The organism is Thermostichus sp. MS-CIW-41 (genome assembly GCF_054058915.1).
On record NZ_JBSSBO010000011.1, the window covers coordinates 36,099 to 54,726 of the forward strand.

Sequence of the window (18,628 nt, forward strand, 5' to 3'; positions counted from 1 at the left end):
TCGAGGACAAGGGGAAGCCACCCAGTTTCATCCCAAAGGGTGAGAAGTGAGAACAACTCCCAAGAGCTTGACCTGGTACTTGAGATCTCCTATCATTGCCTCAAGGCAAAGTTCTTGAATAAAAGTCTCAATAAGGTTGGCCCAAGATAAGAGCCAACAGAGTGGGGCTTGCAGGGACTGTCTTTGTCCTTTGGGCTTGGCTTTCCGGTGCTTTCTCAGAGAGAGCCTGGCCGGTGGAGCTGTGTCTCTTGAGATGTTTTTGAACTTAGGAGTTGGGTATGCGCTTATCGCGACGGCAATTTGTCAGTGGAGCCACGCTAGGTTCTGCGGCTCTGGCAGCAGGGTCTCTTCTGCGTCCGGCCCATGGCGCCAATCGGGAAGTGAACCTCTACACCTCGCGGCACTACGGCACAGACGAGAAATTGTACGAACTTTTCCAGCAGAAAACGGGCATTACCGTGAATTGGGTGCAGGGCAAAGCCGATGAGATCATCGAGCGCATCCGCAGCGAGGGATCCAACAGCCCCGCCGACATCTTCATGACGGTGGATGTTGCCCGGTTGTGGCGCGCTCAGAACGAGGGCTGGTTTCAACCCATCCAGTCGGAGACGCTCTCCAAAAATATTCCCGAGTCTCTGCGGGATCCAGAGGGGTACTGGTTTGGCCTCACCAAGCGGGCGCGGGTGATCATGTACAACAAAGACAAGGTGGATCCCAAGGAGTTGTCCACCTATGAGGACTTGGCAAACCCCAAATGGCGGGGCAAGGTGCTCACCCGCTCCTCCAGCAACGTTTACAGCCAATCCTTGACGGCTTCGATCATCTTGGCCCACGGGATCCCGGAAACGGAGCAATGGGCCCGGGGCTTGGTGGCCAACTTTGCCCGTCCGCCGGAAGGGGGAGACATAGATCAGATCAAGGCCGTGGCCGCCGGGGTGGGAGACGTGGCTTTGGCCAACACCTACTATTTGCCGCGTTTGATCAAATCCGACAATCCAGAAGAGCGCGCCGTAGCCGAGAAAATCGGCGTCTTCTTCCCCAACCAGCAGGATCGTGGCACCCACGTCAACATCAGCGGGGCCGGCATTCTGAAAACAGCTCCCAACAAAGACGCGGCCATCCAATTTTTGGAGTTTCTCTCCGGGCCAGAGGCGCAGGCCATTTTTGCCCAGAGCAACAATGAGTACCCGGTACTGCCTGGGGCTGAGATCGACTCGGTGGTGGCCAGCTTTGGCACCTTTAAGGAAGATACGATCAACGCCGCCAGCATTGGCCGCGTCACCCCTGATGCCCTAAAGGTAATGGATCGGGCCGGTTGGAAGTAGATCAGGCCTCCAGGACAGGCCCTGAGTGCAGCCTTTCATTGCTTGACGCCGTGAACGTTAAGCAGCTTGACGGTTCTTGGCCAAGCGTCGATACTCTAGGACGGCGTTGCTTCCGTTCGAGGCCGCTCAGGCGTCCTGTCTTTCTTTTTCAAAAGCTTCTGGAGGTTTGCCAAATGAAACAACTGCGAACAGCAGGCTTGTTCTTGCTCCTGCTTTCTTTAGCTTCTTTCTACACCAATAGCCCGGCAAAGGCAATTGAAAACCTTCCCGAAAAGGCTCCTGTTCCAAAGCGGGATCTGCTTTTGACCACAGAAAACAAAGAAGAAGTATTTGACATTATGTCGATCCCCAATTATCCCCACGACAAGCCCGAGGGGTTGGCCATTCTCAACTCAACTACCCTAGCGATAGTTAACGACGACGACTTTGGCATCGTCTTGGAAAAGGGCGCGGTTCAAGAAAAAACTATGCCTTACCTTGGTAACAAGCAAGACGAGAACATCGTTTATTTCGTTAAGCTGCCCAAGAGCTTGTTTTGAGAGAAAACTTGGTTGGGGAGCCCTGGAGGATCCCCTTTTCTTCCCCAGGAGTTGCTCAAGAGGTAGCTCCCGCCTGTTGAGATGGACAAAGAGATGAGGTTGAAGTTGTTGAGCAAATCTCTGCCGGGAAGTGGCTTCTTTCCTCTGAACGGCTGGGCGCTTCTGACTCTGACCCTCAGCGGTCTCATTCTCGTTCCTGTCCTTACGGTGTTGCTCAGCCTTTTTGCGGACGAGCGGCAGGTTTGGGAGCACCTGGCCGATACGGTCTTGGGGCTTTATGTGCGCAATAGCCTGGTGATGATGGCAGGGGTGGCGGCGGGGGTCATCCTGGTGGGCAGTGGCACTGCCTGGCTGGTGACCATGTGTCAGTTTTGGGGGCGGGCCTGGCTGGAGTGGATGTTGGTGCTGCCCCTGGCGGCCCCCACCTATGTGTTGGCCTACGCCTACACCGATTTTTTGCAGGTAACCGGCGGTTTCCAGATCTGGCTGCGGCGGGTAACAGGTTGGGGGATCGGCGACTACTGGTTCCCTAACATTCGCTCGTTGTGGGGGGCGATCCTGCTGCTGATCCTCACCCTCTATCCCTATGTTTACCTCTCGGCCCGGCTGGCCTTTCAGGAGCAATCGGTGGCCTGCTTAGAGGTAAGCCGCTCCTTGGGCTACGGGCCTTGGGCCAGCTTTTTCAAGGTGGCTTTGCCGCTGGCCCGACCGGGGATCGTGGCCGGCTGTCTGCTGGCCTTGATGGAAACCCTCAACGATTTCGGCACCGTCAGCTATTTCGGGGTAGATACCTTTACAACCGGCATCTACCGCACCTGGACGGCCCTGGGCAATCCGGTGGCGGCGGCTCAGCTTTCGGCGCTGCTGTTGCTGCTGGTGTTGCTGCTGATAACGATGGAGCAGGTCTCCCGCCGGCGGGCGCGCTACTATCGCCAAGGGTTCAAACCCACCCCAACCCGTTACCGCCTACAAGGGATCCGGGCGGTGGGGGCTTGGCTAGCCTGTGGGATCCCAATTGGGCTGGGCTTCGTCGTGCCGGCCTTGATTCTGCTCAATATGACCCTGCGCCAGGGGGAGCTGGGTCGCCGCTTTTGGAGCTACGCCCAGAACAGCTTTCTGCTATCGACCATCACGGCTGTCATTGCCGTTTCCGTGTCGGTGGTGGTGCTTTACGGGCTGCGCATGCAGGGGCTAGGACGGGCGGGATCCCCGTGGGGCCTGCGGCTGGCAGTGCAGTTGTCTTCTCTGGGCTATGCGCTGCCTGGGGTGGTGATTGCAGTGGGGGTTCTGATTCCCCTAGGGTGGTTGGATCAACTGCTGAGCTACCTGCGGCAGGTGGTGCTGCAACAGCCACCCGGCCTGGTGATCAGTGGCACCCTCACGGCTTTGGTGTTCGGCTACCTGGTGCGGTTTTTGGCCGTGGCTTTGGCCACCGTCGAGGCCACGCTGCTGCGCATTCCCCCCAGTTTGGATGAAGCGGCCCGCAGCCTGGGACAGGGATCCCTGCGCACCCTGTGGCGGGTGCATTTGCCCTTGATGAGGGGTGGCCTCTTGGGGGCTATGCTGCTGGTATTTGTGGATGTGATGAAGGAGCTGCCGGCCACGATGGTGCTGCGGCCCTTCAACTTCGACACCTTGGCGGTGCAAACCTACCGCTTGGCAGCCGATGAGCGTCTCGCGGAGGCAGGGGCACCGGCTTTGGCCATTGTCTTAGTGGGGATTTTGCCGGTGGTTCTGCTCAACTCCCAGATGGCGCGGCAACGCAACCTCGGCTCCTCAGGGGATCTCCTTTGAGAACCCTACAAGGCCTCCGCTCCGGCCACCACCTCCAGGATCTCCTGAGTAATGGCCGCCTGGCGAGCTTTGTTGTAGGCAAGACCCAGCGTGCGGATAAGCTCGCTGGCATTGTCGCTGGCGTTGTTCATGGCCGTCATGCGAGCCGCCAATTCGCTGGCCGCCGCCTCCTGCAAGGCCCGTAGCAACTGGTTGTTCAGGTACAGCGGCAGCAGGGCATCCAAAATCTGCACGGGATCCTGCTCAAAGATCATGTCCTGAGGTGGGGCCGAGACCGCTGCGATGACTTTGCTGCGCTCGACGGTAAACTCCCCACCCCGCACCAAAAGACGAAAAATTTCATCGTCCTGAGTGGCCAACCGCGACGGATCGAGGGGCAACAGGGATTGCACCACCGGACGGGAGCTGATCAAAGAGACAAAACGGGTGTAGAGCAGCTCTACCTTGTCCACCTTCTCCGACAAGAAGGCCGCCAGGAGCTGATCCCCAATCTGGGCAGCCTCAGCCGCTGTGGGGATCTGCGACAAATTCACGTAGGTCTTGGCGATGGGAGCGGAGCGCCGCTGGAAATGCTGCACCGCCTTGCGGCCCACCAGGTAAAGCTGCACCTGCTGCCCTGTCTCCTGCAGCTCGCGAACCCGCTCCTCGGTGCGCTTAATCACGTTGGCGTTGTAGGCTCCGCACAAGCCCCGATCCCCGGCCACCACCAACAGCCCCACCGTCTGGATGGGCCGCTGCTTCAGCAGAGGCAAGTTGACATCCTCCAGTCGCAGCCGCGTCTGCAGTCGATAGAAAACCTGGGCCAGCCGGTCGGCAAAGGGACGGGTGGCCATCACTTGCTCTTGGGCGCGCCGCACCCGAGCTGCTGCCACCAGCCGCATGGCCTCGGTAATTTTGCGGGTGTTTTTCACCGCCTTGATGCGATCGCGGATGCGCTTGAGGTTTGCCATAACCTACTCCCTCTATTTTGGTGGTCGACAGGGATCCGGGCCAGGAGAGATCCGCGTCACCCTAGGCCGCCTTGGCCACGAAGCTCTGCTTGAACTCTGTGATGGCCGTTTTCAAGATTTCTTCTGCCTCGTCGGTGAGTTGCTTGGTGGAGAGGACGATCTCGCCATACTTGGGATGGGTGGTGCCCAGGTAAGCCAAAAGGCCCTGTTTGAAGCTGGAGACCTTCTCCACCGGAATGTCATCCAAATAGCCTCGCGTCCCCGCATAGATAATGGCCACCTGCTGATCCAGAGACAGGGGAGAGTACTGTGGCTGCTTCAGCAACTCCTGCAGCCGTTGGCCGCGGGCCAGTTGCTTTTGGGTAGCCTCATCCAGGTCAGAGGCAAATTGGGCAAAGGCCTCCAGATCGCGGTATTGCGCCAGTTCCACCTTGATGGAGCCAGCCACCTTTTTCATCGCCTTGGTCTGAGCTGCCGAGCCGACGCGGCTGACGGAAATCCCGACGTTGATGGCCGGGCGGATGCCAGCGTTGAACAGATCCGATTCCAAGAAGATCTGCCCATCGGTGATGGAGATAACATTGGTGGGAATGTAGGCCGACACGTCATTGGCCTGGGTTTCCACGATCGGCAGTGCCGTCATGGATCCCTCTCCCAGTTGGCTGCTCAGCTTGGCGGCTCGCTCCAATAGCCGCGAGTGCAGGTAGAACACATCCCCAGGATAGGCTTCTCGACCGGGTGGACGGCGCAGCAGCAGTGACATTTGCCGATAAGCCACCGCCTGCTTGGAGAGATCGTCATAGACCACCAGGGTGTGTTTGCCCTGGTACATGAAGTATTCGGCAATGGTGGCACCACAGTAGGGGGCCAGCCACTGCAACGGAGCTGGACTATCGGCGCCGGCAGCCACCACAATGCTGTAGTCCATAGCCCCTCGCTCGGTCAGGATGCCCACCACCTGGGCGATGGTGCTCTGCTTCTGACCAATGGCCACGTAAATGCAGATCACATCCTGCCCTTTTTGGTTCAGAATTGTGTCCACAGCAACGGTGGTCTTGCCGGTTTGGCGGTCGCCGATGATCAGTTCCCGCTGCCCCCGCCCGATGGGGATCAGGGCATCGATGGCGGTAATGCCGGTTTGCAGGGGCTCGTACACAGAGCGGCGATCGACAATGCCAGGTGCCGGAGATTCGATCAGGCGAGACTCCGTACACTGGATCGGGCCTTTGCCGTCGAGGGGGTTGCACAGGGGATCCACCACGCGGCCCAAGAGGGCTTCCCCCACCGGGATGCTGGCAATCTTGCCCGTGGATTTGACGGTGGATCCCTCTTGGATATTCCGCCCGGAGCCGATCAGCACGGCACCGATGTTGTCTTCTTCCAGGTTGAGGGCAATACCGGTGGTGCCATCCTCAAATTCCAGCAGCTCGCTGGCCATCACCTTATCCAAGCCGTAGATGCGGGCGATGCCATCTCCCACCTGCAGAACTGTCCCCACGTTGGAGACCTGCATTTCCTGGTTGTACTGCTCGATCTGCTGTTTGATGATGGTGCTGATCTCGTCTGGGCGAATGGTAGGCATAGCAGTCCTCTCAAGTAATGGGAAGGGATCCTCAAAAACCAACTTAGGCCAACTGCAAGGCCAGCCGGCGCAACTGTCCACGCAAGCTGAGGTCGATCACCTGGGATCCGATCTTGATGACCACCCCTCCCAGCAGCTCCGGATCCTGAGTGGCTTGCAACTCCACACCGCTGGCCCGCGTGAAGTCCATCACCCGCTCGCGAATTGACTGCTGCTGAGCTTCCGTCAAGGGTATCGCCGTCGTCACCTCGGCCAGGACAATGTTCTGGAGCTTCCGTTGCAGATCCAAAAAGCGCCGGCAGACGGCCCCGAGAAACATGATACGGCGGCGGTCGGTCAACAACTTCAGCGCATTCAGCAGCAGAGGGTGGATCTGATCGGCAAATACTTGCTGCAGCAGGTTCTTTTTGGCCTCGGCCTTGATCACCGGGTTGGCGAGAAACTGGCCCAGCTCCGGCGTAGCCCGCAAAACCTCGGCAATAAAGCGCATATCGGCGGCAAAAGTGTCCAGCAATCCCTGGCCAGATCCAAGGGCAATGAGAGCCTCGGCATAGGGATCCACCACCTTCTCGGCCATTGTGCTGCTGATCATACCTTTCTCCTCCTTGAGAGCTAGCGGGCAATCATTTGGATCCCTTTCTCGATCAAGCTGCGGTGAACCTCTTCGTTGAGGTGCTGCGGCAACTCCTGCTCCACCTTGCTCAGGGCTTGGCGAACGATCTGCCGACGCAACTCTTGAAAAACCCGCTCCTGCTCGCTGGACAACTCTTTCTCGGCATTGGCCCGCAGCCGCTCCACTTCCCGCTCCGCCTGCTCCAACAACTCTTGCCGACGGGCTTCGGCGTTGGCTTCCGCCTGCTTGCGAATACGTTCAGCCTCCTGCTGAGCCTGGGCCAGCTTTTGCTGCTCCTCCGCCAGCTTCTCGATGGCGTCCTGTTTGCGCTGCTCCGCCTGCCGCAGTTCTTCTAGGATCCCCTCCCGCCGCTTGGCCAGGGCTTCTCCCACCACTTTGCGACCCAAGATAAACAGCAAGGTGAGAATGATCGCGATGTTGATCAGGTTGCTCTCGAGAATCTTGGCCAAGAGATCCCCCTCTCCTGCCTTGGCTTCTGGGAGTAGCTCCGTGGTCTCGGCCACAGCCAAGATCCAACCGGCCACCCAACTCCACACAGGCATCGCAAGCTCCTCCAAAAGTACTTCCAACCAGCGATCTAACGAGCACTGCCCAACAGTTTCTGGGTAATCTGGGCGGCAATGGCATCCACCTGCTGCTGCAGCTGTTCGAGGGCTGCCTGCTTCTCTTGCTCGACCTGTAGCCGCGCCGCCTCCAGCTTCTGCTGGATCTCTGCCTGCACAGCAGCCAGTTTCTCGGAACGAATGCGAGCAGCTGCAGCCTCTGCCTCAGCGATCACCTGCTGGGCTTGCAAGCGGGCCTGGCTGATCTCAGACTCATACTGTCGGGTCAACGACACCGCCTTGTCCAACCGCTCTTGGGCTTCCGCTTGAGTGGTGCGGATGTAGTCGCTGCGGCTGTCGATAGCCCGCGTAACCGGCTCATAGAAGAGGGAGTTGAGCACTGCCACCAACAGCAAAAACTGAATGGCAATCAGGGGCAGGGTGGCATCCAGATCGAAAAGACCACCTTTTTCAGCCGCTTCAACAGCCAATAGAGTTTGGAAGAGCATGGGTGTTATGACCCCAACAGAAACTTAGGTCTACCGTCAGGCCGGGTTGGGGGGCGGATATGGCTCACCTCGGCCATCGCTGCGGCCCGCCCCCGTAGGACACTAGGCGAAGGGGTTGGCAAACAAGAGCACCAAAGCCACCACCAAGCCGTAGATGGTCAGAGCTTCCATGAAGGCCAGGCTAACCAGCAGGTTGCCGCGGATCTTGTCTTCCGCCTCAGGTTGGCGGGCCACCCCTTCCATCGCAGCAGCAGCGGCGTTCCCCTGTCCGATCCCAGGACCCAGGGATCCCAGACCAATGGCCAGAGCAGCAGCCAGAACAGAAGCAGCAGAGGTTAACGGATCCATAGTGAGATGCTCCTTGGTGATTGACACAACAACAACGTCTCTTAAGCTTCAGAGGTGATCGGGTCTGATACACTACAGCCTCAAATCACTCCCTTGTCGGCGGCTTTCAGAACCAATCTGTCAGCCCCAACAAACCTTACCAAAAGAAGGGATCCCTTGCGCTGGCCCACTTGAGATGATCCTCCGTGAAAAGGCCAAGGTGATCGGCCAAACAGCGGGATCAATCGTGGTGATCCCCTCCTCCATGACCTTCCAGCGCCTCTCCAATGTAAGCTGCCGAGAGGGTTGAGAAGATCAAAGCCTGAATTGCCCCCGTAAACAGGAACAGAACCATCACCGGCACGGGGATAAACAAGGGCACCAGCAACACCAACACCGCTATCACCAGCTCTTCGGCCAGGATGTTGCCGAACAGACGGAAACTCAGGGAGAGGGGCTTGGTGAAATCTTCCAAAACATTGATGGGCAGCAGAATCGGGGTAGGCTCAATGTATTTTTTGAAGTAAGACAGCCCCCGCTTGCTGATGCCGGCTACGAAATACATGATGCTGGTAAGCAGCGCCAAGCCAGCAGTGGTGTTGATGTCGTTGGTGGGAGAGGCCAGCTCCCCTTCCGGCAGAGGAATCAGCTTCCACGGGAAGAGGTTGCCCATCCAGTTGGAGACAAAGATAAACAGGAACAAGGTGCCGACATAGGGTACCCAGGGCCGGAAGTTTTTCTCGCCAATCTGGGCACGGGCAATGCTCTGCACAAATTCCAGGGCATACTCGACAAAGTTTTGCAGACCAGCCGGCTCCCGCTGCAGTTGACGGGTGCCCAAGATAACCACCGTCAAGATCAGGGCAATGGCGATCCAGCTGGCGATCAAAACCTGCCCGTGAACCGTGAATTTGCCCAGGTGCCAGTAAAGGTGATGGCCGACCTCGAGTTCTGCCAAAAGAGGAGGAGAGGAGAAGGACAGGTTCATGGGCATCACACAGAAGAAGATGAACGGGTCAAGGTCTGGACAAGATGAATGAGCAGGGTGACCTTGTAGGTCATGAACCCCAGGAAAATGGGCAATATCTGTAAAGACTTCACCTGAGTGGCTAAAACGATCAGCCCGACAAACAGAGCCAAACGCGTCACCCCCAAACGGTTGCGGCTTTTGCCCAGCTCCGCTACGCCGCGGCCCAGCATGCGCAGATAAACCACGCCAACAACCGCCCCCAGCAAGTAGTTGGCAGCTACCCCCAGAGAGTAAACCAGGGCCACTCCCACGGCAATGGCCAGACTTACCCCCAAGGTAACCAGCACCAGCCACAGCTGCAGCGCTTCATAGCTCCCGCTGCCAGCAACTGCTGCCCCCCTAGCTCCACCCTTCACCTTCCTCGCCAAATCGGGCTTCCCCAGGGCAAGGGGTGGCTCTGACGCAACTGGATCCCCTGTCTCTTCCTCCCGCTTCGGAGAAGGAGGTGCATTCTCCAAGGGAGGCAGTGGTCTGGGCTTCCACTGGGTCGCCTTCCAACGGGTAGAACTGTGAGAGAGGAGTCTGGAAGAACGGGCCATGGTTTCGAGGTCATGCCTCTCAAGGTTTGACCTTAACCCAAGATAACACGATTAAGTAACAATACTTAATGAGATTAAGTTGGGCCAAGGTCTGAAGGAGACTCCGCTGGTCGCTCAGACAGGCAGCTGGCCTTCCGAACGACAGGGATACTGATACATTTACGCTGAACACTGCTGAACATCACTGTTCAACTATGCAGCGATAGCATTCTGTTTGTTTCCATTCGCGTTAGCGGGACGGAGTCCAAACAGAATGGCGGTATCCCGCAAAGCTTTGAGTAGAATACCCAAAGCGCAGTTTCCGTGTCGTCTTACTACCAATTTTCTGCTTTGCTTTGGCTACCATGTTGGCAGACTCGAAAGTAAACAGAAAGATCAACTGGTAGTAATCTGTACTGAACATATTATACATTATTTTCAGTATAGTTGAGCTTATTATTGACTAGAGTCATGCTCTTCTGAGGAGCTAGCTAAGAATCTACCACTTTCGGGGATCGGTAGCGGCAAAATGGAAAACTTTCTGAAAGCTGTCTGGTGTAAAGTTTTGCTGGGGATGGTCAGCAGGCGTTAACATTCCGTAACTCTCTGTGTCCCGTCCTGGATCCCCCAGGTTTCATATACTAAGGGGCAGGAGTGGCAGAGGGTGAGGATGACTCCCCAGAGTTGGCTGGTGGATGCAATCTGGCTGGACTACCGCTTGGCAGTGGCGCTGACGGTGGTGATGCCATTGCTGCTGCTGATTTGGGCTTTTGCGGTGGGGTTGCGGCCCTTGATTCAGCTATTGATCGTTTATTGGCGGGTATCGAGCCTCTTGGCGGTGACGGTGTACCTGATGATTGGGGGCCTGCCCGTCAGCTTTCTCAGTGGAGCAATGGCGCGGCTGTTGATCTTGGTTTGTCTTTGGTTTTGGCGGGACTGGAGTGCTGCTCTCGAGCAGTCGAGAACCTGGGCGGCGCGAGCCTTTTTGCTCTGGCGGTGGGGCCTGACTGGTTATATGGGGGCCGGGATCCTCTTTTCGGGGGCCTTTGTGCCCTGTGCTTTCCGCACTTCTCTGCCAGAGGAGTGCCGGGCTTGGTTTGGGCCACCGCTGGGGTTTCGGGAGATCTTCCATCCCAATGTATCGCCGGAGCTGCTGGGGAGCGTGGGGGCCTGGGGGCTGGTGGCCTACCTGCTCTACAGCCTCTACTTTGTCTGGCGGCTGCGACCCGGAACTGATAAGGGGGAACTGGAAGCATGAGGGCCCTGCCTTGGCCCTTGGCCTTGGAGCGCTATAGCCAAGACCACCCGCAAGAGGTGCTACGGGTGGAGGTGGAAAGCGAGGGAGAGTCTGATCTGGTGCTGATCTACCGCGGCTACAGCAGCTCCTTGCGCCGACCCACTCCCCCCGATCCCGAAGCGGCGGTGATCCCTCCCCAGGCCCGCTTTTTGCAGTTGGAGCGCTTGGCTGCCCCCTATCACCCCGATCGCTCACGGGTTCTGGCTGTCTATCGCAACTGGGGAGAGCTAACAGCATGGCTGGCCCAAGAAGGGATCCCAGTGACGGAGTAAGGGATCCCTGGCACCTACCGCCCCACAGGGCTGGGTTGCCGCTGGAGAATGGTATATTCTGCCGGCTGCAAAAGCGAGCGTCCTGTCATTTCGGGGGGCTGAGGCAGGCCCAAGATCTCCAGCAGGGTGGGGGCCACGTCGGCCAAAGTGCCGTTGGAGCGGAACTTGACATCGCCGCCACAGCCGGGGATTTTGCGCCTTTCCCCCTCCACCAGAATGCAGGGAACGGGGTTGGTGGTGTGGGCCGTCCAGGGGTTGCCGTTCTCATCCCACATCAGCTCTGCATTGCCATGATCCGCCAGGATCAAAGTGGTGCCTCCCGCATCTACCACTGCCGCCAGCAGCCGGCCCAAACAGCGATCCACCGTTTCCAGGGCGCGGATGGTGGCTTCGTAGTTGCCGGTGTGGCCCACCATGTCGGGATTGGCATAGTTGAGCACCACCAGGCTGTATTCGCGGCGGGCGATGGCCTCTATCACCTTGTCGGTCACTTCCACTGCCGACATCTCCGGCACCTGGTCGTAGGTGGTCACCAGCGGGCTTTGCACCAGGATGCGATCCTCACCGGGGAAGGGCTGCTCAATGCCGCCGTTGAAGAAGTAGGTGACATGGGCATATTTTTCCGTCTCAGCAATGCGCAATTGCTTGAGGCCGGCCTCGCTCACCACTTGGCCCAGCAGGTGATCCAGGTTCTGCGGCTTGAAAAGCACCTGCACCGGCAGCTCCGCCTCGTACTGAGTCATGGTGATGAAGGTGAGATCCGGCAGCAAGGGGCGCTGAAAGCCCGAAAAGTCTGGGCAGACAAAGGCTTGGGTAAGTTGGCGGGCGCGATCTGGGCGGAAGTTGAAGAAAAGCACCGCATCTCCCGGCTGCACAGCCCCCGGAGCCAGGCGGGTGGGCGGGATGAACTCGTCTGTGAGATCCTGGGCATAGAAAGCTTCCATCACCTCCGCGGCGCTTTGTCCACAGCCAGGGCCGTCTTGGGTCATGATCTCGTAGGCCTTTTGGGTGCGCTCCCAACGGCGATCCCGATCCATGGCGTAGTAGCGTCCGCTCAGGGTGGCGATGACGCCATTGCCCAGCCATTGCAGCTCTTTTTCCAGGGCGGCCAGAACCCTGGCACCATCGCGGGGCAAGGTGTCGCGGCCATCGGTGATGGCGTGGACATAGGCCGGAATCTCAGCCTGGGCCGCCAGCTTGAGCAACCCATAGAGATGGTCGATGTGGGAGTGAACCCCCCCCTCGGAGCAAAGGCCAACGAAGTGAAAACGGCCCCCTCGCTCTCTGAGCTGGCGACAAACTTGCATCAACAAGGGATCCTGGAAGAGGGATCCTGTCTCTATCGCGTCGCTGATGCGCACCAATTCCTGCGGCACCACCCGCCCTGCCCCCAAGGTCAGGTGCCCGACTTCAGAGTTGCCCATCTGTCCTGCCGGCAGGCCCACGGCCCGACCCGAAGCTTGCAGCAGGGTGTGGGGATAGGCAGCCCAAAGGCTATCCAGGACAGGGGTTTCCGCAGCCAGCACCGCGTTGCCATCGAGAGCATCCCGATAACCCCAGCCATCCAGGATCACCAAAACCACAGGTGCTACCGATTGCGAATCCATGAAATGGCCTCTCGTTTTATTTAAGACATAATACCAGCCCAGGCAACACGATACCGGATCTTACATTTGCGCTCAAGATTTCAGTATTATCAATCTTCTTTTGAGAGGATAAGGAAGTGCCTGCACAGGCAGGATGGAGTCTTTAGAGCCAACTCCTATGGACAACTGTGCTGCGGTCAAGAGTATTTCTGCGGATGAAATTGCAGATGGGATCCTCAGGGGCTGGGCTGCAACCGTTTGCGCAGAGACTCCGAGCGCCGCTTAGCAATGGCATTTCGGGGATCCAACTTCAGGGCAGTTTCGTAAGCTTCCAGGCTTGGGCCATAGAGATTTTTCTTCTCATAGGCATGGGCCAGATTGTTCCAAGCAGTTACATAACCGGGATCCGCAGCCACGGCATCCTTGTAGTAACGGATGGCCAAGTCGTACTGCCCCTGGCTGAAGTAGGCAAAACCGAGGGCGTTGCAGACGGGGGGAATGTTCTCCCCGGCCACTTCTAGGGCTTTTTTAAGCTGGGCAACCGCCTGGTCGTAGAGGCCTTTTTGCAAATAGACGCTGCCCAACTCGTAGTGCTCCTGCGGGGATCCCTTGCCTTTGCTCAGGCGGGGCTGCAGCTCACGGATGACCTTTTCCTGGGCCCGTACCCGCAGCACCTCCCGCAGGACAAAGAAGCCCGCCACGCCGAGGATACCGGCCAGAGCCACCAAATACAGGAGGGGAACGTTAACGCCCATTTTGCTTGATCCACTTGCCTGTGACTGGCCTCGCTGGCGTCACGCCTGCAGGTGAGCCTCGATAAACCAAAGATCTTTGTCAATCTGGCGCGAGATCTCGGTGAACAGGTCTGCTGTGTCGGCATCCCCCAGTTCGGTGGTGCGGTCAATGTTGCGGCGGACGGAAGCTGCATATTGAGCGTAACGGGCTGCCAAAGCCTGCAGGTGATCCCGACCCTCTTCAGCGGCCAGATCGTACTCCGGCAAGGTGGAGGTTTGGGCAACGATGCGAGCGGTGCCGCGGGCAATGCCCCCCAAAGCCGTAACCCGTTCCGCCAGCATGTCCACGTAGTTTTCCAGGGTGCTGGCAAAAGTGTCGAACATCTCGTGCAAGGCGATGAAGTGCATGCCTTTAACGTTCCAGTGGGCCTGTTTCACCTGCGTCTTCAGATCCAACGTGTCTGCCAAGGACTGGTTGAGCAGCTCCACCAGTTGCGCGCGAGCCTCTGCCGGCAAGTCGATCTGGGTGGGGTAGAGACGGGTTTTCTCGGCGGTAACCATGGCCAACCTCCTAACTGTGTTTCCATTATCGGGGATCCGCTTCGGCTTCCCAACTGAGCCCATGGTAACACAAACTCAGAATGAGTATGAGTTAGGAGGAGTCTATAGAGTTACTTGCCGATGCAGAAGCGGCTGAAGATCTGATCCAGCACCGATTCCGAGATCTCCTCGCCGGTGATCTGGCCAAGGGCATGCAGGGCGCCCCGTAGGTCGATGCTCCAAAAGTCCAGGGGGAGCTGAGCTTGGATGGCCTGCCCCACCTGTTCCAGGCTGGCTTGGGCTTGTTGGAGGGCAGCGGCCTGCCGCTGGTTCAGGCTTATCTCCAGATTGGGCTGGGGACGTCCCTGGGTGACGAGCTGCTCCAGGGCTCTTTCCAGCTCCGGGATCCCTTTCCCTTGGGCGGCAACGGCGGGGACGCGGTGGGCAATCTCGGGGGGGAGAGGGATCCCCTCTGGCGGGGCGAGGTCGGTTTTGTTGATCACCAGGATGAGGGGGCGATGGCGGATCGACTCGTAGATGGCGGCGTCGGCAGCCGTCCAGCCCGCTTGGGCGTCGATGACCAGCACCAGCACATCGGCAGCCTGGGCTAGGCGTTGGGAGCGCTCCACCCCCAGCCGTTCCACCGGATCTTCGGTGGCGCGGATGCCGGCAGTGTCCAGCAGTTGAACGGGGATCCCTTTCACCACCAGGTGGGATTCCACCACGTCGCGGGTGGTGCCGGGCAGATCGGTGACGATGGCCCGATCCTGTCCTGACCAAGCATTGAGCAGGCTGGACTTGCCCACATTGGGCCTCCCGACAATGGCCACCTTCACCCCGGTGCGCAGCAGTTGTCCCCGTTCTGCCGTGGCCAGCAGAGCTTGGATCTGGGTTTGTATAGCTTGGAGCCGGGCCTGCCAAGCGGCAACATCCAAGGGGGGCAGATCCTCTTCAAAGTCGAGGCGAGCCTCAATTTCTGCCAACAAACCCAGCAGCTCCTGGCGCAGGGCGCGAATGGATCCCCCTAACTTACCCTGCAAGCCTGCTAGGGCCATCCGGGCCGCCTGAGGGGAGCGGGCCGCCACCAGATCGGCCACACTCTCGGCCTGGGTGAGGTCAATGCGGCCATTCAGAAAAGCGCGCAGGCTAAACTCCCCCGGCTGGGCCAACCGCGCCCCCTGCCGCAGGCATTGTTGCAACGTGGCCTGAACCACCATGATGCCACCGTGGCAATGCAGCTCTGCCACATCTTCGCGGGTGTAAGAACGGGGGGCCTGCATCCAAACAGCCAGCGCTTCGTCTAGGATTTGGCCTTTCTCGTCGCGGATCCAGCCGTAGAGGAGCCGATGGCTCTCCCAGACTGCGTTGCGGCGGGCAGGGGTAAAGATGGCTTGGACAATGGGAAGGGCTCGTGACCCGGAAAGGCGCACAATCCCCACGCTGCCCTGTTCAGGCACTACCGCAGTGGCAATGGCAGCGATCGTATCGGCCAGGGGCGCAGTCGGATCCATCCCAAATAGAGCCCTGAGGGAGTTCGAGCAGCCGTTGGATTACAGCTCGGCATCCACTGGATTACAAATTGACATTCAAGTTAAAAAGCCACGCCCTCAGGCTGAGGGCAAGGTAGCCTGACAGTGGAAACAACGCTCCTCCCAGTCTTTATGAAGCCGCTACGCACGTTTAAGGTCACTCCCTACCTGCCTACTCCGCTGGAAAGTCTGCGCTTGTTGGCTTACAACCTGCATTTTAGTTGGAACGTAGAAACCCGCAGCCTATTCCGGCGCATGGATCCGGATCTGTGGGATGCCTGCAGCCACAACCCGGTGGCTTTTCTAGGTCGGATTCGGCAGGAACGGCTGGATGAGTTGGCGGAGGATCCCGGCTTTTTGGCCCAGTTGGAACGAGCCAGCCAACAACTGCAGAGCTACCTGCAGGAGGACACTTGGTATCGCAAGTATCGTTCGGCCCAAGCGGTGGAAGGGGAGTGCTACGCCTATTTTTCGGCAGAGTTTGGTTTGGCGGATTGTCTACCCCTCTACTCAGGCGGCTTGGGGGTGTTGGCCGGGGATCACCTCAAGGCGGCCAGCGACCTGGGCTTGCCCTTGGTGGGTGTGGGCTTGATCTACCAAAAGGGGTATTTCCGCCAGTACCTCAACCCCGACGGCTGGCAGCAGGAACGCTACCCAATTAACGATTTCTTTAACATGCCCCTGGAGCTGCAAAGGGATGCGGAGGGCCGCGAAATTCGCATTGAGGTGGATTATCCCAACCGCAAGGTGTTCGCCCGCATTTGGAAGGTGACGGTGGGGAGGGTGCCCCTCTATCTTCTGGACACCAACATCGAGCCCAACAGCCAGTACGACCAAGACATCACCGATGAGCTGTACGGTGGCGACCAAGATCTGCGCATCCACCAGGAGATCATGCTGGGGATCGGCGGCGTGCGGGCTTTGCGCGCCCTTGGCATCCATCCCACCGTCTACCACATGAACGAAGGGCACTCGGCCTTTTTGGCAGTAGAGCGGATTCGCCTGTTGATGGTGGAGCAGGGGCTGAGCTTTGAAGAGGCCTGGCAGGTGGCCAAGTCCAGCCAGATGTTTACCACCCACACGCCGGTGCCCGCCGGGATCGACCTATTCCCGCCCGACAAGATCGATTACTACCTCGGCTTCTACTACAGCCAGATGGGCCTGAGCCGGGAGCGCTTTTTGGCTTTGGGACGGGAAAATACTGGCGACTTCCAATCTCCCTTCAGCATGGCAGTGCTGGCCATCAACATGGCCTCTTTTGTGAACGGTGTGAGCAAGCTGCATGGGGCGGTTTCCCGCAAGATGTTCAGCCGGCTGTGGCCTGGGATCCCGCTGGAAGAAGTGCCGATTACTTCCATCACCAACGGGGTACATGTCCGCACCTGGGTGGGGGAGGAGAACCAAGCCCTCTACGACCGCTACCTGGGGCCGGATTGGGCAGAGGCTCCTCCTTCGGATCCCCTCTGGCAAAAGGTGGATCGGATTCCGGATGGGGAATTGTGGCGGGCCCACGAGCGCAGCCGCTCCCGCCTGATTAACTTTACCCGCGAGCGCTTGATGGAACAGCTCCAGAAACGGGCTGCCTCAGCGGCTGAGATCCAACGGGCCTCTGAGGCCCTCAACCCGGAGGTGCTTACCATTGGGTTTGCCCGCCGCTTTGCCACCTACAAGCGGGCCACCCTTTTGCTCCACAACCTGGAACGGCTCAAGGCTTTGCTCAACCATCCTCAGTACCCGATGCAGTTTATCTTTGCCGGCAAGGCCCACCCCGGCGACATACCCGGCAAAGAGCTGATCCGCCAGATCGTGCAGGTGTCGCGGCAGCCGGAGTTTCGCCAGCGCTTGGTTTTCATTGAGGACTACGACATGTATGTCACCAGCTTGATGGTGGCCGGGGTGGATGTGTGGCTGAACAACCCCTTGCGCCCCCGGGAGGCCAGCGGCACCAGTGGCATGAAGGCGGCAGCCAACGGTGGACAGAACCTCAGTATTTTGGACGGCTGGTGGGACGAGGCTGACTATTACCAGACCGGCTGGCCCATTGGCCGCGGTGAGGAGTATGAGGATCGCGCCTATCAAGATGAGGTGGAGTCGAATGCCCTCTACGACCTGCTGGAACAAGAGGTTGCCCCTCTCTTCTACCAGCGCGGCAGCGATGGCCTACCCCATCAGTGGATCCAGCGCATGAAGCAGGCGATTCGCCTCAATTGCCCCCAGTTCAGCACGCAGCGCATGGTGTTGGAGTACGTCCAGCGAGCCTACATTCCTCTCAGCAACTACTTCGACCGCATGCGCCGTGACCACTTCGAGTCGGCCCGCCAGTTCGTTCGTTGGCAAAACCACCTGCAGGAGCATTGGTACAACATCCAGGTTCTCAACGTCCAGATCGAAACCCCGAAGAAAGCTGCCGCTGCCGGCCTTGCCTTGGCACAGGATGACCAAGTGGTGATGGCCAGGGATCCCCTCACCGTGACGGTGGAAGTGCGGCTGGGATCCCTGCAACCTCAGGATGTGATCGTGCAAGCTTACCAGGGGCCGGTCAATGATGAGGGCCAGATTCAGAAGGGACAGGCGACCCCCCTGCGCTATATGGAGACGGTGGAGGATCGGGCCATCTTCTCCGGCCAGATTTGCTATGAGGCCAGCGGCTTGCAAGGGTTAGCCATCCGCTTGCTGCCCTTTCACCCCGATATGCACGATCCCTATGAGCTGCGGTTGATGCTCTGGGCGTGACATACTCCCATCACTGACCCTACGGGTACAGTGTGGGCTTCTCGCTTCATCGGGGAGCGTACGCAAGAACCCTCTGCGAGCAGACACGGGATGTCCCACCGCGTAGCTGCACCAGATTCCGGCAAAGCCGTTTTGTGCAACTACTCTCATCATACACCATGTGGGGGTATCTGTATCCCGACACTGA

The 18,628-nt window shown here is 58.7% G+C and carries 18 protein-coding genes; 6 read left to right on the forward strand and 12 right to left on the reverse strand.

What is annotated here, in order from left to right:
- Positions 1–278: 278 nt before the first annotated feature.
- The 3 genes from ACVWXE_RS05275 (at position 279) to ACVWXE_RS05285 (ending at position 3,658) form a co-directional block, all read left to right on the forward strand.
- On the forward strand, positions 279–1,325 hold the full coding sequence (locus tag ACVWXE_RS05275; RefSeq protein ID WP_457489751.1) for a Fe(3+) ABC transporter substrate-binding protein: 1,047 nt from the start codon (positions 279–281) through the stop codon (positions 1,323–1,325).
- 173 nt (positions 1,326–1,498) lie between these two features.
- Positions 1,499–1,864, forward strand: a complete 366-nt coding sequence (locus ACVWXE_RS05280) for a hypothetical protein (protein WP_457489752.1) — start codon at positions 1,499–1,501, stop codon at positions 1,862–1,864.
- A gap of 93 nt (positions 1,865–1,957) precedes the next feature.
- Positions 1,958–3,658, forward strand: a complete 1,701-nt coding sequence (locus ACVWXE_RS05285) for an ABC transporter permease (RefSeq protein WP_457489753.1) — start codon at positions 1,958–1,960, stop codon at positions 3,656–3,658.
- 5 nt (positions 3,659–3,663) lie between these two features.
- On the opposite strand, the gene ACVWXE_RS05290 is transcribed toward ACVWXE_RS05285, so the two are convergent.
- The 8 genes from ACVWXE_RS05290 to ACVWXE_RS05325 form a co-directional block, all read right to left on the reverse strand.
- Positions 3,664–4,608 carry a F0F1 ATP synthase subunit gamma gene (locus ACVWXE_RS05290; protein WP_457489754.1) on the reverse strand — a complete coding sequence of 315 codons (945 nt, stop codon included), beginning with the start codon at positions 4,606–4,608 and terminating at the stop codon, positions 3,664–3,666.
- A gap of 61 nt (positions 4,609–4,669) precedes the next feature.
- The gene (gene atpA, locus ACVWXE_RS05295; protein ID WP_011434218.1) at positions 4,670–6,190 is read right to left on the reverse strand and encodes a F0F1 ATP synthase subunit alpha; all 1,521 of its coding nucleotides are present in this window, start codon (positions 6,188–6,190) and stop codon (positions 4,670–4,672) included.
- A 43-nt stretch (positions 6,191–6,233) separates the two neighbouring features.
- Positions 6,234–6,782 carry an ATP synthase F1 subunit delta gene (atpH, locus tag ACVWXE_RS05300; protein WP_457489755.1) on the reverse strand — a complete coding sequence of 183 codons (549 nt, stop codon included), beginning with the start codon at positions 6,780–6,782 and terminating at the stop codon, positions 6,234–6,236.
- Positions 6,783–6,802: 20 nt separating this feature from the next.
- Positions 6,803–7,366: a F0F1 ATP synthase subunit B gene (locus ACVWXE_RS05305; protein WP_457489756.1), complete on the reverse strand. Its 564-nt coding sequence runs from the start codon at positions 7,364–7,366 to the stop codon at positions 6,803–6,805.
- A gap of 35 nt (positions 7,367–7,401) precedes the next feature.
- Entirely contained in the window at positions 7,402–7,875 is a 474-nt protein-coding gene (locus tag ACVWXE_RS05310) for a F0F1 ATP synthase subunit B' (RefSeq protein WP_414349846.1), read from the reverse strand.
- A gap of 102 nt (positions 7,876–7,977) precedes the next feature.
- Positions 7,978–8,223: an ATP synthase F0 subunit C gene (gene atpE, locus ACVWXE_RS05315; protein WP_235280127.1), complete on the reverse strand. Its 246-nt coding sequence runs from the start codon at positions 8,221–8,223 to the stop codon at positions 7,978–7,980.
- A gap of 220 nt (positions 8,224–8,443) precedes the next feature.
- Entirely contained in the window at positions 8,444–9,190 is a 747-nt protein-coding gene (gene atpB, locus ACVWXE_RS05320; RefSeq protein WP_414349847.1) for a F0F1 ATP synthase subunit A, read from the reverse strand.
- 5 nt (positions 9,191–9,195) lie between these two features.
- Positions 9,196–9,588: a hypothetical protein gene (locus tag ACVWXE_RS05325; RefSeq protein ID WP_011434224.1), complete on the reverse strand. Its 393-nt coding sequence runs from the start codon at positions 9,586–9,588 to the stop codon at positions 9,196–9,198.
- Positions 9,589–10,420: 832 nt separating this feature from the next.
- Between ACVWXE_RS05325 and ACVWXE_RS05330 the strand changes: the two genes are divergently transcribed.
- Both ACVWXE_RS05330 and ACVWXE_RS05335 read left to right on the forward strand, forming a co-directional pair.
- Positions 10,421–11,008, forward strand: a complete 588-nt coding sequence (locus ACVWXE_RS05330; RefSeq protein ID WP_011434226.1) for a DUF3177 family protein — start codon at positions 10,421–10,423, stop codon at positions 11,006–11,008.
- Entirely contained in the window at positions 11,005–11,319 is a 315-nt protein-coding gene (locus ACVWXE_RS05335; protein ID WP_414330481.1) for a DUF7734 family protein, read from the forward strand. The genes ACVWXE_RS05330 and ACVWXE_RS05335 overlap by 4 nt, the downstream gene beginning before the upstream one ends.
- 14 nt (positions 11,320–11,333) lie before the next feature.
- Here ACVWXE_RS05335 and gpmI read toward each other — a convergent pair whose 3' ends face one another.
- The 4 genes from gpmI to mnmE all read right to left on the reverse strand — a co-directional run bounded on the left by gpmI (position 11,334) and on the right by mnmE (position 15,690).
- Complete coding sequence (gene gpmI, locus ACVWXE_RS05340) at positions 11,334–12,926, reverse strand: 2,3-bisphosphoglycerate-independent phosphoglycerate mutase (protein WP_457489757.1); 1,593 nt, start codon at positions 12,924–12,926, stop codon at positions 11,334–11,336.
- 215 nt (positions 12,927–13,141) lie between these two features.
- Positions 13,142–13,660 carry a tetratricopeptide repeat protein gene (locus ACVWXE_RS05345; RefSeq protein WP_414522997.1) on the reverse strand — a complete coding sequence of 173 codons (519 nt, stop codon included), beginning with the start codon at positions 13,658–13,660 and terminating at the stop codon, positions 13,142–13,144.
- A 39-nt stretch (positions 13,661–13,699) separates the two neighbouring features.
- Positions 13,700–14,200 carry a DNA starvation/stationary phase protection protein Dps gene (gene dps / locus ACVWXE_RS05350; protein WP_414344460.1) on the reverse strand — a complete coding sequence of 167 codons (501 nt, stop codon included), beginning with the start codon at positions 14,198–14,200 and terminating at the stop codon, positions 13,700–13,702.
- Between the two features lie 110 nt (positions 14,201–14,310).
- The gene (mnmE, locus tag ACVWXE_RS05355; protein ID WP_457489758.1) at positions 14,311–15,690 is read right to left on the reverse strand and encodes a tRNA uridine-5-carboxymethylaminomethyl(34) synthesis GTPase MnmE; all 1,380 of its coding nucleotides are present in this window, start codon (positions 15,688–15,690) and stop codon (positions 14,311–14,313) included.
- A 150-nt stretch (positions 15,691–15,840) separates the two neighbouring features.
- Between mnmE and glgP the strand changes: the two genes are divergently transcribed.
- Positions 15,841–18,441 carry an alpha-glucan family phosphorylase gene (glgP, locus tag ACVWXE_RS05360; protein ID WP_457489759.1) on the forward strand — a complete coding sequence of 867 codons (2,601 nt, stop codon included), beginning with the start codon at positions 15,841–15,843 and terminating at the stop codon, positions 18,439–18,441.
- The last annotated feature ends 187 nt before the right edge of the window (positions 18,442–18,628 follow it).